This is a genomic window from Sphingomonas zeicaulis, assembly GCF_050433225.1.
In the GTDB taxonomy this organism is placed as follows: domain Bacteria; phylum Pseudomonadota; class Alphaproteobacteria; order Sphingomonadales; family Sphingomonadaceae; genus Sphingomonas_D; species Sphingomonas_D zeicaulis.
In genome coordinates, this window is the sequence record NZ_JBNPXQ010000005.1 from 15,816 (window position 1) to 32,064 (window position 16,249).

Below are 16,249 nucleotides of genomic sequence, written 5' to 3' on the forward strand. Positions count from 1 at the left end.
TTGCCACGTGGCAACTGCGCCAATAAACTTGCCTTTGGCTGCCGCATCGATGCCCCGGATTTGCTCTTGTTGCCACGTGGCAACTTCTTGAAAAATGGTTATAAAACAGTGATATATGCGAACCACGAGGCGATTTTGATGATGGCCACGCATGCGGGGCTTTTGCCATCCCAGCGGCTTAGTTGCCACGTGGCAACAAACAGCCTGAACGTCTCATTCGATCGTCGTGATACAGCAGCGGAGCGCGCCAATGAGCAAGGGTAACAAGGGCTTCGGCTCGATGTTCACGGAAGGTCTCGACGACGAAGCGGCGCTCGACCGGGCGACTCCCGCCGAAGGCATCATGGCGAGCCGAAGCCAGACGCTTGCGAGACTTGCCACGGGCAAGACCGTGGCCGATCGGACCGAGTGGGTCGACCCCGCGCGCTGCCGTCCGTGGCGCCTCCACAACCGCGACCTCGACCATCTCAATGAGGTCAGCTGCCGCGATCTCATCGACTCCTTCCTCGCGGCCAAGAAGCAGCGCATCCCGGCCATCGTCCGCCGGATCAAGGACGACCCGGATCATGACTTCGAGATCGTGGCCGGCGTCCGCCGCTGGTGGACGGTCAAATGGCTGCGCGAGCATCACCACCCCGAATTCGACTATCTCGTCACGATCCAGGCCGTTTCGGACGAGGAAGCGTTTCGGGTCTCGGACGTCGAGAACCGTTCTCGCAAGGATATTTCCGACTGGGAGCGTGCCAAGGAATATACCCGGGCGCTGGCCGAATTCTATGACGGCTCGCAGATCGAGATGGCGCAGCACCTCAATCTCTCGCGGTCGTGGCTGACGCGTCTCCTCGACGTCGCACGGTTGCCCGAGGAAATCGTCGCCGCATTCTCGGACACGCATGACATCACCGTCCGTGTCGCACGCGATTTGAAGCCTCTGACCGGCGACGCCCGCGCTTTCAGGCTGATGCGGGACGAGGCCGAGCGCATCGAGGAAGAGCGCCGTGGAAAAGGTGTTCGACTGACCGGGCCGGAGATTGCGAAGCGCCTTGTCCGAGCGACGGTCGAGCCCGTCCGAAAGTCGGGCGGCGAGCACGAGATTGAGGGCAAGAACGGAAAGACCATCCTGCGCTATACCAAGGCGAAGGGAGGTGGGATCACCATCAAAGTTCCGCCACGCACAGGTGCAACAGCGGCGGAACTGCTCAAGGCGATCGAGCGACTGTTGTCGTAGCGCTGACGTTAACAGCGCGCCTGGGGACGTGGGCGTCAAATCACCAGGCGTGGCGGCGCCACTGAGCGACACAGATGAGCACCAACGCCTGCCGGTTAGGTGACCTGCCAGGTGCGTCAAGCGATTAACGCATGATCTGCTGAGCGGAAAGTCACTCTTCCACGAAGGATCGATCGAGGACGCGAACTGATGCCATGGCAGAGCATAGCCCGATCAACGGGCCAGCCTCGACGCGTTCAATTCGGCGTCGCCTGAACGAGGGGTTCGTCGAGCCCTTCGACCGGCAGGGGAGGGGGCACCGGTGTTGAAGCGACGTTGCTTCCTGGGGCGCCGCATTGGAGACGATGGGCGGGAGTGGTCTCCACAGCGGCTGAGCGAAACGCACCGATCTTGACCGAACGCCGGAGCTGGATTTTTGGAGGGCGCTAGGGGGGGCATGACCGAGCGGACGGAAGGCGCCCAGCCGACAGTTTTTTTCGCCTCTGGTTCGCGCGCGCGTCGGCAGCCGCCAGGCCCTTTGCGATACTGCGACACAATCGCCACGCCGATCGCCGTCACGCTTGCTCCCAGCTTCCGGACACGCGAGCATCAGCGGCTGTCACGGCGCAGCCGGCTGCAACGCTCGCTAGCCGTCGCACGGGGAGTATCTGTCAGCAACATGCTGGCTCGTGGCGCAGGTGGCAGCGCTTGTCCCGACGTCGCACCGCCGCAGCCCGTGGCTTCACTGACGTGACGGTGATCGTCAGAGCATGGTCCTGCTGCCGACCGCAAGCCGGCTTCGCATCCGCCGTGCGTGAGGGCCGATCGTGCGCAGCAGCTTCGCCCGCACCCTGCGGCGTGACGTCGAGCCGCCGGACGACCGCCGCTGCAAGAAGACCTTGAACGGCGAGTTCGAGACGCGGGAGGCGGGCGAGGAGCCAGAGGAAGCTGGTGCGATCAGGCGGCCGGCACGTGAACTGGAATGACGAAAAGTGGGACGAAGCAGCCGTTCGCCGGCGCTGTATTGCGCGACCGCTGTTGGAAGAAGCGGACTTTGCCGCTCCTTGCGAAGGGCCGCGTCCGCTCTTCGCTCCAACGCGTTTAAAGCGGACCAGCCAGTCAGTCCCGATTTGCACGCGCAGAAACCGCGGTCATATAGACGCCAGCTCACTGCAAGATCGCAACACGAAGCCGTCCCGGTTGCTCGATCGTCGCTCTTGGTGCCCGACCTGCGCGCACGCGCCGAGCACCGCAACACCAACGTGCACGCAACATCGGTGCTGTATCACGGGCAGCCCGCGCCGGCGGGCGCGCTTTGATCTACCAATTACCAACCATCTATCTACCGATAATGTTGCCGGCCCAACGCCGGTATAATGCATTAATACTGCAGCCAAACATCGTGTGATTTGCGCGCGCCTCCCGTCGCCCGCTAGACCGCAATTCCTGCAATCAACCGCGCGAACGCGAAAGGAACCGATAGAAAGTTCGATTCTTAAAGGCCTGAGCGCCGCGGATGGCGGCGCCGTGACGCCGCCGCCTCTTTTGCAAAGCCAGCGCGAACCCACGGCCGCGTGCCTTAATCAACCAACAATGTTGCGACAGTCAACCGTCCGGCAACCTGTGCAAAGGTTAACGGCGATATGGACGTTACTTACGCGCAACCCGCAACCACACTACAACTTTGACGCGTGCAACAATCAATTATAAGCTTCCGGCAAGCACCGCGTGAGCGCGCAACGCCAGAGACGGCGGCACCAGCCTCGGACATCACCGCGAGGGCAGGGCAGCATGCGCGCTACCGGTCTTCAACCTCGAAGCACCGAAATGGCATTACACTACCAACAATATCGCATGCCTCAACCTCCCATAGCGCTTGCATGGAGCACCCAAATCGCATTACGAACGCCTGCAAATCGCGATGCGGCGACGCGACGAAGGGGACGATAATGACCCGTTTCTGCCGCGCCCGCATCAACCCTGTTCGTCCGCCTGGAGGCTCGATGCCCGTTATTGCCTATGTGTCGCCGAAGGGAGGCGTCGGCAAAACCACCGCGGCGCTCCTGCTTGCCGGGGAAATCGCCGACTCCGGCGGCAGCGTCCGCATCGTGGACGCCGACCCCAATCAACCGCTCTATGAATGGTCCAAGCTCGACGGTCGACCGGAAGCAATCAGCGTCGTCGCATGCCGAAGCGAGAACGAGATCATCGACGAGATCGAACGGGGCGAGGAGGAAGCCACCTTCACACTCGTTGACCTCGAAGGCGCCGCGACATCGGCGGTAACATTCGCGATCAGCCGCTCCGATCTGGTGCTCATCCCCTGCAAGGGATCGCATCTCGACGCGGCGCAGGCGGCACGCGCCATCCAGCTCGTCCGGTCGACCGCCCGCGCAGTCAAGCGGACGATCGACTATGCGATCCTTTTCTCACAGATCCCGCCAGCGCTGCGCTCGTACAATTTCAAGGACATCGAGGCGCAGTTTCTCGACAATGACGTGCCCGTGATGCCGGTGACCATCTTCAATCGCGAAGCCTATCGAACGATCTTCTCGACCGGAGGCACGCTCCGCACGATCAGCGCCGGCGGCGTCGGCAACCTCAACACCGCAATGGAAAATGCAGAGGCCTATGCGCAGGCGGTGATCGAACGGCTGCGCGCACATAAGGCCAATAAGGAGAAAACCGCATGAGCGAGCGCAAGAAACTCGATTTCGGTGGGCTTGAGGAGAGGGGAGGGCGCCGCGAACTGGACCAGCTTCGCGACCTCAGCGAAGATCTTGGTTTTCCCTCCCGCGAACCCGCTTCGCGGCCGACCCCGGCTCCGCGCGGCGCACTCGGCTTTCGCCGACCGGGACGTCCGCCCAGCGACCGTATGATTGCCATCAACGTGCGCGTCTCAAACGAGACCGCAGAGGTGATCTACCGCCTGCGCGACGAAAAGCCCCGCCAGTCGCTGGCCGACGTGATCGACATGCTGGTGGAATTCTATGTGGAGAACGCCGACCGGCGCTGATGTTGCCGCGGCTCAAACGAGCCCGGCACCATCCGCCTCCTCATCGTCCCTCTCGTCCCCCAGCCACGGGAAGGTGTCGCCAAGCGACGCCATCTCCGCGTCGAACGAGGCGAGCAGCGCATCGAGGCCGCCATCCGTTGCGGTGCCGGTCAGGCGCGGCGGGCGCCCTCGCCGCGGGGGAACGAAGCCGCAAGCAACCGCGATGTCCGGGGCCGCATAAACGCGCCAGCTCCTTCGTCCGCTGACCTCGACGAGCAATTCCTCGTCCGCCGCGCGTGCCAGCAGCTTTCCCGCACCCGACAGCCCGAGACCGAGCCGCCGAGCGACCTGCGCCGGGGTTAGCACGGGCATGCGCAACAACAGGCCGGCCAACGGCACAAGTGCTCCAGGGCGGCGCTGGCGCCGCAACACAGCTGCCGAACGCCGCATTTCGCTCTCAAGCATCCGCAGCGCCTTCAGCCCCGCATCCGCGGCGCGCTCGAGATCACCAATCATCCTTCTCGCCGCGGCAACCGCGTCGCGCCGGCTCATCCGCATCGCACGATCGCCGGCAACGAGGCAGGGGAGGGGGGCCGTGCTGAGCCCGAGCCGCTGAACGAGGCCCGGCACCGCAAGCCAGCATCCCAAACCGTCATCGGCCCGCGCATAGCGATCGACCAGCAGGACCAATTGCGAAATCCGCGGCAGCCCCTCCCAACCATCAGGCGGATCGAAACTGTAGGGGAGATCCTGCCGCCAATGCTGCCCCCGGTTTCGTCGCAAGGCGTCCCGCCACCCGGCGAAGCGCGCGAAATCATCGATCACTGTCGAGCGGGGAGGGCGATCCTGCAGTGTTACACCACAACCCCACGAAAAAATGTCGATTTCGTCGATTTCGGCACCTTGAAGCCTAAGGCCGCGCCAATAGCCCGACCAACACGCCCGCAAATACCAAGGCTTCGCCGCGGAACTGACGGAAATCCGGGCGTCAAGCCGTCCGATCGCGGAAGCGGCAGCTTCGATTGGCCGCGCCAGATTTTCGATGTCCCATGCGGACGAGAGCGATCGTTTCGAAGCGAGCATCCGGCCGATTATATCTTGAAAACTTCGTTCCAGTCTATGTTGCCATGAACGCTGAAGCTCGGGAGCATGGTCGGTCTTGCGCGCTCCTACAGGAGCGCGCGCGCGGACCCGAGCGGCCGTGACATACAACGCGCGCATCGAGACAGATCAACGCTGCCCTGCCGTCCCGAAGCGGTGATGGCAAAACGCGACCTCCGCCGAATGCGCACCTGTTCCGGCTGCACGCCCGTTTGGGCTGCATATTCAGTCCGATCGCCTCGCTGATCGATCCTTGAGGGGGATCAGAATGGCTGATGCTTCCGATTTCGGCCTTGAACACGCCATCATGCTGTTGAGGCAGCAACCATTGCGGGGCCGCTGTTCAGGAGGGTGTGGCTCGGATCCGTCCTGGACAATCTCGCGGCAGGGCTGATGGTGGGGCCGTTCGGCCTGGGCTTGCTCGACGATCCCGAGGTCTTGCTCCACACTGCCGAACTCGGCGTCGTCATGTTCCTGTTCATCATCGGGCTGGAGATGCGGCCCAGCAAGTCGTGGAAGCTCCGAAGACAGATTTTCCGACTCGGCCCGGCGCAGGACATCACATACGGCTTCGAGCTGACGCTCGTCGCGCTGGCGGCGGGCCCTAGCCTTCCGGTCGCCACGATGGGTGCGATGGGCTTCGTCCTGTCCTCCACGGCCGTCATCATGCACTTGCCCGACGAGGAGGGGGAGACATCGTCGGCGGCCGGCCGGTGGTTGCTCAACCAATCTTCCGGATCATTGCAGGGGCGGGTGCGCGCAAGATGCTCACTGCCGCCGCGCTGCTGATGGTGCTCGGCTCGGCAGTGTTCATGCAAAGCGTCGGGCTATCGATGGCAATGGACATGAGATCCTCATATGCATCGACAAACCGGAAGCGGCAGACGGGATCGTGGCGCTGTGCCGGTCGGAATTTGCGATGGCCAAGCTCTATGTACGCGCGTTCAACCGCGGCGATGCGTTGCGCCTGATCAAGGCCGGCGTGGAGTTCCAGATTCACGAGACGTTCGGGTCCGCGCTGGCGTTCAGCGAGGCCGTTCTTGGAGGGCTTGGCTTCGACCAGGCGCAGACTCAGGGGACGATCGAAGATCGTCCGCGCGCGCAACCAGGAGCGCGTCGAGATCGAATTGGTCGCCGGCCTCGCGGCAGGCCGCAAGATTGCTCCGCGGCATTGCGGAAACGCCGGACCCAGCCCCTTCTTCAAAACGCGATCTGCTGCCGCCGAATAGCACACCGAGCGATCGCGCCTCGCCGGCCTTTCAAAACAATTTGTGCTACAAATTCTTTACTGGACGGCGAGGTATGTTATCGACTGGCTCAAGGTCAAAAAGACCAGCAACAGGGGGGGGACTGCGGCATTCGTCGGCCGGACCTTTCCCATATTTCGGGAGAGTGGAGAATGCGCGCGAACTTTCGGCGGAAAATGAGCCTGCTGTGCGGCGGCGTTGCCGGCATATCGTTCGCCCTGATGCTGGCCATCGATCCGGCAGCGGCGCAGAATACGCCCCCCGCTTCTTCCCAAACGGCGACACAGCCCCCCGCCGACACGCCCACGGGAACCGCGGCCCCCGAACTGCCCGGTGGTGCCGAAGACATCATCGTCACGGGTTTCCGGGCCTCCCTCAGCAGCGCGCTCAACCAGAAGCGCAGCGAGACGGCCGCCATCGACAGCATCGTCGCCGAGGATATCGGCAAGTTTCCCGACGCCAATCTCGCCGAATCGATGCAGCGCCTGCCCGGTGTCGCGCTCTCCCGCGGCGACGGCGGTGAGGGCAAGAACATCTCCGTGCGCGGCCTTGGGGCGACCTTCACCCGCGTGCGCATCAACGGCATGGAGGGCACGTCGCAGACCGGCGCTTCGGACATCTATGGCGCGGGCAATTCGGGCCGCTCGTTCGACTTCAACGCCTTTCCCACCGAGATTTTCTCGTCGCTCTCCGTCCGCAAGACGCCGTCGGCCGACGTGGAAGAGGGGTCGCTTGGCGCCACGGTCGACCTGAAGGCGCCGCACCCGATGGACTACCGGCAGGACTTCGTCTTCACCGCGACGGGCCGCGGCATTTATAATCAGGTCAGCAAGAAGGTCGATCCGCGCGCTTCGGCGCTGATCTCCAAGCAATTCCTTGACGGCACGTTCGGCGTCCTTGGATCGATCGCCTATTCCAAGCGCAATCTTCGCGAAGTGGGCTATTCGGCTGTCAACATCCTCCCGGCCTATATCGACGGCGGCTTCTGCTCACCGATCGGTTATGCGCCGCAGAATCCGGGAAACAACGCCGCGCGCGGCACCACAGCGACGAACTGCAGCACCAACAATCCGCGGACCAGCACCGTCGAGGCCTATAACAGGATCCAGAGCCTGCGCGGCATCACCAACCAGCCGGGCGGCGGCGCCTTCCTGCCGCGCATCCCGCGCTATGTGAATTCGGAACAGGATGCGGAGCGCATCGGCGCCACGCTCAGCCTGCAATGGAAGCCGGATGAGAATACCGACATCTCGGTCGACGGCATCTACTCACGCTTCGAAGTCGAGCGGCGCGACAATTATATCGGCGCGATCTCCTTCGGCCGCACCGCCACCAATGGCGGCAAGCCGATGACATCGGTGCGCGACATCGAGTTCGATGACAACGGCTCGCTCGTCTACGGCCTTTTCGATGGCGTCGATGTTCGCTCCGAAGGGCTGGTCGACCGGTTCGTCTCCACCTTCAAGCAGGCGAACCTCAACTTCGAGCATCGCTTTACCGATCGGTTCAAGGCGTCCGGCATCATCGGCTATTCGCACTCGCGCTTCTACAGTCCGCAGCGCTTGCAGACATTCATGGACATCATCGATGTCGATGGCTTCTCGATCGATTTCCGCGACGGCGGCAACGTGCCCATCATCGGTTTCGGCGCGGATGTCTCCGATCCCAACAGCTTCCGCTACGGCCCCAGCCCCGACGGCAACTTCACCGTTATCGGCGGGTTCAGCACCGCAGGCCGGCCGCTGACGCAGGATACCAAGAACAAGACCTTCGAGCTCAACCTCGATTACAATGTGACCGACAATTTCACGCTCAAGGCAGGCGGCCAGTTCCGCGAAAGCGATTATCAGGTCCGCGGCCGCAACCTGATCCCGAGCCTGGTGCCGGTGCGCGCGCTGCCGCCGGGAACCTCGCTCGCCGACATCACCCGGCAGATCTCCAACTTCAGCAATCTGCTCGGCAGCGGACCCGATTCTTTCGCGGCGATCGACTCCGAGAAATGGAAGGAAGCGTTCGGCTTCGACGATTTCGAATATTGCGGCGTCGAATGCGGCGCGGCGCGCTCGGGTGTCCGAGAGCGGATCAAGAGCGGCTATCTGATGGTGACGTTCAATACGGAGGACATGCTGCCGATCTCGATCCGCGGCGACGCGGGCGTGCGCTACGTGAAAACCGAGCAGTTCTCGTCCGGCTACATCCCGGTCGCGGCGCCGGCGGGCGCGCCCTTCCCGACGGTGGGGCGCCTCGGCGAAGTCGATCGGTCCTATGATGACTGGTTGCCTTCGGTGAATATCGTCGCGGAACTGACCCCGAAGCTGCTGGCACGGTTCTCGACGGCGAGCGTGCTGTCCCGCGCTGAACTCGGCCTGCTGACGCCGACCGCCGGCGTCACCGTCGCGACGCGGACCGGCAATGTGAACAACCCGTTCCTCGATCCCGTCCGCGCCGACACGATCGATGTCGCGCTGGAATGGTATTTCGCGCCGGGGTCGCTGCTGTCGGTCGCATACTTCCACAAGGACATCAAATCCTACATCCAGCAGGTGTCGGCGCAGGTGCCCTACAGTTCGCTCGGCCTGCCCGATGCACTGCTGGACGGAACCCCGTCCACCCCCGCTGACATCTTCACCGTCAACCGCTCGACCAACACGCCAGGCGGGCCACTGAACGGCGTCGAAGTCAACGCGCAGTTCCCGTTCCGTTTCCTGCCCGGCCCCTTCTCGAACTTCGGCGTTCTGGGCAGCTACACCTTCGTAAAATCCAAGATCGAGTATATTATCTCGCCGATATTGAGGACGACGGACGATCTGATCGATCTGTCCAAGCACGCGGCCAGCGGCACGCTCTATTATGAAGACTCCAAGTTCAGCATCCGCGGCACGGCCAGCTATCGCGGTGCGTTCAACCGCGCCATTCCGTCGGGCGCCAATGACAGCGACGTCCGCGCCAACAAGTCGACGCTCTTCGTCGACGGCTCGGCCTCATACAACCTCACCGAGAATATCCGTATCATCGTCGAAGGGCAGAACCTGACCGACGAGCGCAACACGCTCTACATCGACAGCCGCCGCCAGGATCCGCTGTTCGAAACCCGGCAGGGCCGCACCTTCACCGTCGGTGCCAGCGTCAAGTTCTGACGCGCCGCCGGGTGGCAACCGCGCCCCGATCCGATCCGGACCGGATCGGATCGGATCGGGGCGACCGGGTCTATTCGAAAATCAAACCCTGGCCAGCACCGGCCTTCAGCGGCGCCCCCTTGCGCAGCATCGCGATGACTTCCGCGCCGGCGAGCAGCACCGGCCCATAGCCATGCGCGGCGCGCACATGCCGCGGCCGGAAATAGTAGAAGGCAGGGTCGAAGCCGACACCGGTGCCGACGCACACATCCTCCACCTCGCCGGCGTCGTTCACCTTGGTCGAAACGCCATGCCAGGCGAGCATCGCTACCGGCGCATAGCTGCGGCGGTTCAGCCAGCCGCGATTGACCGCGCGCGCGATGCCATAGGCGTACATCGCGCTCGCCGAGGTCTCGAGATAGCTGTCGTCGCGGTCGAGCAACTGGTGCCACAGGCCGACGCCCGACTGGGTTCTGGCGAGCCCGGCCGCATGCGCGCGCAATTGTGCGAGGATCGCCGGGCGGCCGGGGTGGTCGGCGGGCAGCACCTCGAGCAGTTCGACCATCGCCATCAGCGCCCAGCCGTTGGCGCGGCCCCAGTGGAAGGCGGGATGCGGATCCATCCCCTCCGCCCAAGCATGCATGTAAAGACCCTTCTCGGGCACGAACATGCGCTGCGAAAATTGCTCGATCTGCCGGACCGCATCATCGAAATAGCGCCGCTCGCCGGTAAGCGCCCCCATCTGCGCAAGCCCCGGTACGCTCATATAGAGATCGTCCAGCCACAATGTGACGGGGAGGGGGCGTTCGCGCGCGAGCGTTCCGTCAGCAAGGCGGAACTGCCGGTTCGCGATCCAGTTCAAATAGACGTCGATCTGCGGACGCACATTGGTCTTCGCGAGACCGGCGCGCTGTGCCTTGATGAGCGCAGCGGACATCGCACCGCTGTCGTCGAGCCGTCCAGGGGCCAGCATGTTGCGGATCGGCGTCGCCGCGGGTGCAAGCTTTGACGTGCGATAATGGGCGGCGATGTCAGCGACGAAGTTGATGCGGTCGGCAGCATAGCGGGTGTAGCGCGCATCGCCGGTCACTTCGCCCGCGAGCATCGCGCCGGCATAGGTCACACCCCATTCGTAGCTGGTGAGGATGAAGCCGGGCTTGAATTTCGCCCCCGCAGCCGCGCTCGCCACTGGCACGGCACGACCTTCGGCGTCGGTGAGCATCATCGGCGTCTCCCGCTCTATATAGCCGAGCACACGGCCCATCACCGTTTTCACCGCCTCTTCGGACGGGCGGGAGTAGGGCGTCGGATATTCGGGGGACAGGCGCGTCGGCCCATCGGTCGCGACGTCCACCACGGCGCGACTCATCGGTGCGGAAAGGCCGGCCTGTGCATATGCGCCCTGCACGGCCGGCATGACCGCGATACAGGACGATATCGCAGCACTGGTCCGGAACGCCCTTTTCATCATCCTCATCCTCGTCATTCTCGTTGCAATTTGTCATATAACATCATGACTGCCATCGCATGACAATCCAGCCGGCCAATGAATTTGTCGGATCTGGATATGGGAGAGAGAGTATGACGACCGTCGTCGATCGCCGGACATTCCTTGCCGGGAGCGTGTTGCTGGCGGCGGGTGCTCATGCGCGCCCGCCCGAAGATGACGGGTGGGGCGGGGCAGGCGCCATATTGGAGCGGGTACGCGCACCGCGCTTTCCGGCCAGGATCTTCGACATCCGCCGCTATGGGGCGCCACCCGGCGGCACCGTGCTCGCAACGCAGGCGATCGCGGATGCGATCACGGCCTGCGCCAGCGCGGGCGGCGGCCGCGTGCTGATCCCGGAGGGGCGATGGCTGACAGGCGCGGTTCGGCTACAGTCCAATGTCGAGTTGCATGTCGCCGAAGGCGCAACGCTCGCCTTCAGCCAGGATCCCGCACACTATCCGATCGTCGCCACGCGCTTCGAGGGTGTCGAGCTGATGGGCTATTCGCCGCTCATCTACGCGAGCGATGTCCGGAACGTCGCGGTGACGGGCGCGGGGCTGATCGACGGGCAGGGGCGGTCCTGGTGGTCGTGGAGCGGCGGCGCACGCTATGGCTGGCGGGAAGGGATGCCCAATCAGCGGCCGGCACGATCCCGGCTGTTCGCGATGGCGGAGGAGGGGGTGCCCGTCGCCCAACGCCGCTTCGCGGACGGAAGCTATATTAGGCCGAGCCTGATGCAGTTCCAGCGTTGCAGCGACGTGCTGATCGAAGGCGTGACGCTGAAGGACTCGCCCTTCTGGAACGTGCATCCGGTGATGTGCCGCAATGTCATCATGCGCAACGTGACGGTGACTGGCCACGGCCCCAACAATGATGGATGCGATCCCGAATCGGTGGACGGCATGCTGATCGAGGGCTGCATCTTCGATACCGGGGATGACTGCATCGCGATCAAGTCCGGCCGCAATGCCGATGGTCGCCGCCTCAAAAGGCCGACGCGGGACATCCTGATCCGCGGCTGCACGATGAAGGCTGGCCATGGAGGGGTCGTGATCGGCAGCGAGGTCTCCGGCGGCGTCGAGAATGTGTTCGCCGCGCAGTGCCGGATGAGCAGCCCGGACCTCTGGTATGCCTTGCGCTTCAAGACCAACGCCGTCCGCGGCGGACGCATCGCGCATGTTCGCGCGCGCGACATCGACGTAGGGCAGGTCGGCAAGGCGGCGCTGACCTGCGACTTCAACTATGAAGAGGGCGCGCGGGGCGCCTTCATTCCCGAACTCGACGATGTGGTGGTCGAACGGCTGACCGTCGCCAACGCCATCCGCGTGCTCGATTGCCAAGGATTGCCCCAGGCACCGGTAGGCTGCCTCACGCTGCGCGATTGCCGCTTCGATGGCGTGACGCAACCCAGCATCGTCAAGCGCATCGATGCTCTCACGCTTGAGCGCGTCGCGGTCAACGGAACGCGCGTCAGCGCCCTCTGAGCGCCGTCCTCATTTCCGGGCCGGGCAGGGGAGGGGGGCTGACTTCAGCGCAGCGCCGGTGGTCTCGTGCGCGCGATCCACGGCGAAGCGTTCTCATAGGCGTGGCCCAGTTGCAGGACGGCGAGATCTGCATTTCTCCGGCCGATGAGCTGGATGCCGATCGGCAGGCGCTGGGCTCCGCCGAAGCCTGCCGGGATCGCCAGCACCGGCAGGCCGGCCATCGTTGCCGGCAGCGTGACTTCCATCCAGCGGTGATAGGAGTCCATCGCGACGCCGGCGATCTCGCGCGGCCAATGCTGTTCGACGTCGAACGGAAAGACCTGCGCGGCAGGGAGCGCAAGGAAGTCGAAGGTCTCGAACGCCTTGCGGAAGGCTTCGAAGATGCGGGTGCGGCCTTCCGATGCCTTGGTGAGCTGCGGCGCGGTCAGCGCCATGCCGCCTTCCACCTCCCAGATCGCCTCGGGCTTGAGCAGCTTGCGCTTGGCGGGATCATCGTAAAAGCCCTGCAGATCGGCACCCACCGACCAGTGGCGCAACGTCACTGCGGTGCGCCACATCGCGCCGGCATCCTCGGACAGGCTTGCGCCTTCGACCTGCATGCCGATCGTGCGGAAGGCGGACAGCGCCTGTTCGCAGGTCTGCGTGATCCCGGCTTCCATCGGCAGCGCGCCGCCGAGGTCGCCGAGCCAGCCGATGCGCTTGCCCTTCCAATCCCGGTCGAGCGGCTGCGCGAAGATCGCGGGATCGTCGGGCTGCGCGAAGGGCGCGCGCTTGTCGGGGCCGGCCTGCACCGACAGCAGCAGCGCGACATCGGCGACGCTGCGCGCCATCGGCCCCGACGTCGCGAAATTCTGCCAGAACAGATCGCTGTTCGGGATCGAGGGAACGCGGCCCCATGAGGGGCGGAAGCCGAAGATATTGTTCCACGCGGCGGGATTGCGCAGCGATCCGCCGAAATCGCTGCCGTCCGCCACCGGCACCATGCGCAGCGCCAGCGCCACCGCGCCGCCGCCGGTGCTGCCCCCGGCGGACTTCCGCGGATCGAAGGCGTTGCGCGTGATCCCGAAAACCGGGTTGTAGGAATGCGATCCCAGCGCGAATTCGGGCACATTGGTCTTGCCGACGAAGATCGCCCCGGCCTCGCGCATGCGGCTGACGACCAGCGAGTCCGCCGCGGGGATATTGTCCTTCAGGATCGGCGAGCCCTGGGTGGAGGCGATGCCCTTGACGGGCGCCGTATCCTTTACCGCGTGCGGAAAGCCGTGCAGCACGCCCACAAACCGGCCCGCGGCGGCGGCCTCGTCCATCGCCGCCGCCTGCCGAAGCACGGCCTCATGATCGACGCGCGACACGATGGCGTTGAAGCGCGGGTTCAGCGCATCGACATGCGCGAGATGCGCGGTCATCAATTCGCGCGCGGACACATCCTTCTTCCGGATCGCCTGCGCCAGCGACACCGCGCTCATCTCCAGCAATTCGCTCATCGGTGCCGATCCCTTGGTGGCGGCCAGCGCGGGGGCGGCGACGAGCGCTGGCACGGCGGCGAGCACGGTACGACGATCGAGGCTCAGAGGCGTCATCGCGGGCAAGTTTCGATCTCCAGTCACAGATGCGCGTCGTACCAGGCGAGGATCCGCCGCTGCATGTCGAGCTGATGCTCGAACTCGAATATACGGTGGGGCTCCCGGGGGTAGGCGATCATCGTCGCATCCTTGCCCAGCAGCCGCAGCCCCCGATAGAAACCCAGCCCCTGCCCGATCGGAACGCGCCGATCCTCCTGCCCGTGCAGGACGAGGACGGGAACGGTGACGCGATCGACCGCGCGCATCGGCGAGGATGCGTCCATCTGCGCGATGGCGGTCGGCGGCAGCCCGAAATAGGAGGTCACGAAATCGGGCGTGTCCATCGCCATCGCCGCGTTGAACTGGTCGGTCAGCGCGGCGCCAATCACCGCCGTCTTGAAGCGCGTGTCATGCGTCACTGCCCAGGCGGACATGAAGCCGCCATAGCTCCAGCCGCCGATCCCGATCCGTGCGGGATCGCTGATCCTGCGCGCGACCAGCATGTCGACGCCATCCACGACATCCTGATAGTCGCGCGTGCCCCAGCCCCTGGTATTGCCGCGCGCGAAGGCGCTTCCCTGCCCGGAAGAGCCGCGCGGATTGGGCAGCAGCACGACATAGCCATGACTGGCGAGCAGTTGCGCCCAATCGATCCAGCTTCCCTGCCAGCCGATGTTCCAATTCTCGTGCGGCCCGCCATGCGTCAGGACCACCGTCTTCGCGGGCTTGCCGGCGCGATGCGCGGGCGGCGTCACCAGCACGCCGTAGATCGGCTGCCCGTCGGCGCTGCTGGTCCAGCGGACCTCCTCGACCTTGCCGAGCGCGCGGCCGCGGATCTGCGGGTTGATGTCGGTCACCAGCCGCAGGCTGCCGCGGCGCTGGACCCAGATGTCGGCGGGCCGATCCGCCTGACTGCCGACCAAAGCGATGCTGCCATCGGCCGCCGCCGAGAAATCCTTGATCCGCCCGTCGAAGCGGATCAGCGGCTTGAAGCGACCGGCCGGCAGGTCGACGCTGAACAGCACGTCGCGCGTATTCACCGCCGTGCGTGCGCGCAGCGTGCGATCGTCACCGCCCCATTCCACCTCGCGGATCGTGCCGTCGAGCGATGCGCCGAACTGTTGCACGGCCCCGCTCGCGACCTCGGCGACGAAGGCACGGATGCCGATCAGCCCCTCTTCGGGCGCTGTGAAGGCGAGGCGGCTGCCGTCGGGCGACCAACTGCCGGTGCTGTAGACGCGCTTGAACACTGTGCGTTCGACCGTGCCGGTCGCGGCATCGATCAGGAGCAGGTCCGAATGGTAGAACAGGTCGTTGGGGCCGCCGGTCGCCGCCGCGCGCACCGCCAGGCGTTTGCCATCGGGCGACCAGCTCAGATCGGTGACGTCGCGACCGGCGATCGCGATCCGCCGCACCGCGCGCGATGCCGGATCGAGCAACCACAGCAGCGTGGTAGCCTCCGCCGCGTCGACCTCCACGGCGTCACGTTTGGCCGCGCGCGCGGCTTTCGCTTCGGCGGATGGCGGATCGGGGGCGAGCAAGGCGATGCTCCGCCCGTCCGGCGACCAGCGATAGAGGCGGATGTCGCTGCCGATATCGGTCAGCCGCTGCGCCTCGCGGCCCGAGGCCGGGATCAGCCAGAGCTGGCGCGACGAACCCGGATGATCGGTCAGGAAGGCGATACCGGAGCCGTCAGGCGACCATTGCGGACTGCCCTCCAGCGCGGTGCCGGCGGTCAATCGCCGCGGCGGTGCGCTGCCGTCCGTCGGAACGACCCAGATCGCTGACCGGGTGGGGCGGTGGGTCGCGATCGTCGGCTGCGTGACATAGAGCAAATGGCGGCCATCCGGGGAGATCTCGACGTCGGTGACGTCGGTCAGCCCCATGATGTCCTCGGGCGTGATGGGCGCCAGTTCGGCCGGTGCGGCGGCGCCCTGTGCCCATGCCGCCGGCCCCGCGGATCCGGCCGAGAGCGCCAGCGCTGCCGCCAGCATGCCGGTCCGCAACCATCCCTCACGGTGCTGGCGACATGTCATGATAGGCTGCCT

The 16,249-nt window shown here is 64.9% G+C and carries 13 protein-coding genes; 8 read left to right on the forward strand and 5 right to left on the reverse strand.

What is annotated here, in order from left to right:
* The 5 genes from FHS96_RS17145 to FHS96_RS17165 all read left to right on the forward strand — a co-directional run bounded on the left by FHS96_RS17145 (nucleotide 1) and on the right by FHS96_RS17165 (nucleotide 4,223).
* On the forward strand, nucleotides 1–264 hold the full coding sequence (locus tag FHS96_RS17145; RefSeq protein WP_429594185.1) for a hypothetical protein: 264 nt from the start codon (nucleotides 1–3) through the stop codon (nucleotides 262–264).
* Entirely contained in the window at nucleotides 251–1,228 is a 978-nt protein-coding gene (locus FHS96_RS17150; protein WP_429594187.1) for a ParB/RepB/Spo0J family partition protein, read from the forward strand. The genes FHS96_RS17145 and FHS96_RS17150 overlap by 14 nt, the downstream gene beginning before the upstream one ends.
* 806 nt (nucleotides 1,229–2,034) lie before the next feature.
* Nucleotides 2,035–2,193, forward strand: a complete 159-nt coding sequence (locus FHS96_RS17155) for a hypothetical protein (RefSeq protein WP_429594190.1) — start codon at nucleotides 2,035–2,037, stop codon at nucleotides 2,191–2,193.
* Nucleotides 2,194–3,210: 1,017 nt separating this feature from the next.
* Nucleotides 3,211–3,900 (forward strand): AAA family ATPase, encoded by a 690-nt coding sequence (locus FHS96_RS17160; protein ID WP_429594194.1) that lies wholly within the window; start codon nucleotides 3,211–3,213, stop codon nucleotides 3,898–3,900.
* Complete coding sequence (locus FHS96_RS17165) at nucleotides 3,897–4,223, forward strand: hypothetical protein (RefSeq protein WP_429594197.1); 327 nt, start codon at nucleotides 3,897–3,899, stop codon at nucleotides 4,221–4,223. Before FHS96_RS17160 ends, FHS96_RS17165 begins: the two co-directional genes overlap by 4 nt.
* A gap of 12 nt (nucleotides 4,224–4,235) precedes the next feature.
* Here FHS96_RS17165 and FHS96_RS17170 read toward each other — a convergent pair whose 3' ends face one another.
* Complete coding sequence (locus FHS96_RS17170) at nucleotides 4,236–4,985, reverse strand: hypothetical protein (protein ID WP_429594200.1); 750 nt, start codon at nucleotides 4,983–4,985, stop codon at nucleotides 4,236–4,238.
* Nucleotides 4,986–5,654: 669 nt separating this feature from the next.
* Here FHS96_RS17170 and FHS96_RS17175 point away from each other — a divergent pair.
* Complete coding sequence (locus FHS96_RS17175; RefSeq protein WP_429594203.1) at nucleotides 5,655–6,092, forward strand: cation:proton antiporter domain-containing protein; 438 nt, start codon at nucleotides 5,655–5,657, stop codon at nucleotides 6,090–6,092.
* Here FHS96_RS17175 and FHS96_RS17180 read toward each other — a convergent pair.
* Nucleotides 6,025–6,507 carry a hypothetical protein gene (locus FHS96_RS17180; protein WP_429594206.1) on the reverse strand — a complete coding sequence of 161 codons (483 nt, stop codon included), beginning with the start codon at nucleotides 6,505–6,507 and terminating at the stop codon, nucleotides 6,025–6,027. The genes FHS96_RS17175 and FHS96_RS17180 overlap by 68 nt on opposite strands.
* Nucleotides 6,508–6,702: 195 nt before the next feature.
* Between FHS96_RS17180 and FHS96_RS17185 the strand changes: the two genes are divergently transcribed.
* Nucleotides 6,703–9,687 (forward strand): TonB-dependent receptor, encoded by a 2,985-nt coding sequence (locus FHS96_RS17185; RefSeq protein WP_429594209.1) that lies wholly within the window; start codon nucleotides 6,703–6,705, stop codon nucleotides 9,685–9,687.
* 70 nt (nucleotides 9,688–9,757) lie between these two features.
* Here the strand turns inward: FHS96_RS17185 and FHS96_RS17190 are convergent, their stop codons facing one another.
* The gene (locus FHS96_RS17190) at nucleotides 9,758–11,023 is read right to left on the reverse strand and encodes a glycoside hydrolase family 88/105 protein (protein WP_429594212.1); all 1,266 of its coding nucleotides are present in this window, start codon (nucleotides 11,021–11,023) and stop codon (nucleotides 9,758–9,760) included.
* Between the two features lie 224 nt (nucleotides 11,024–11,247).
* On the opposite strand from FHS96_RS17190, the gene FHS96_RS17195 reads away from it, so the two are divergent.
* Nucleotides 11,248–12,639, forward strand: a complete 1,392-nt coding sequence (locus FHS96_RS17195) for a glycoside hydrolase family 28 protein (protein ID WP_429594215.1) — start codon at nucleotides 11,248–11,250, stop codon at nucleotides 12,637–12,639.
* 44 nt (nucleotides 12,640–12,683) lie between these two features.
* Here FHS96_RS17195 and FHS96_RS17200 read toward each other — a convergent pair whose 3' ends face one another.
* Together FHS96_RS17200 and FHS96_RS17205 are read right to left on the reverse strand one after the other, a co-directional pair.
* The gene (locus tag FHS96_RS17200) at nucleotides 12,684–14,219 is read right to left on the reverse strand and encodes an amidase (RefSeq protein ID WP_429594218.1); all 1,536 of its coding nucleotides are present in this window, start codon (nucleotides 14,217–14,219) and stop codon (nucleotides 12,684–12,686) included.
* A gap of 23 nt (nucleotides 14,220–14,242) precedes the next feature.
* Nucleotides 14,243–16,237, reverse strand: a complete 1,995-nt coding sequence (locus tag FHS96_RS17205) for a S9 family peptidase (protein WP_429594221.1) — start codon at nucleotides 16,235–16,237, stop codon at nucleotides 14,243–14,245.
* Nucleotides 16,238–16,249: the final 12 nt, after the last annotated feature.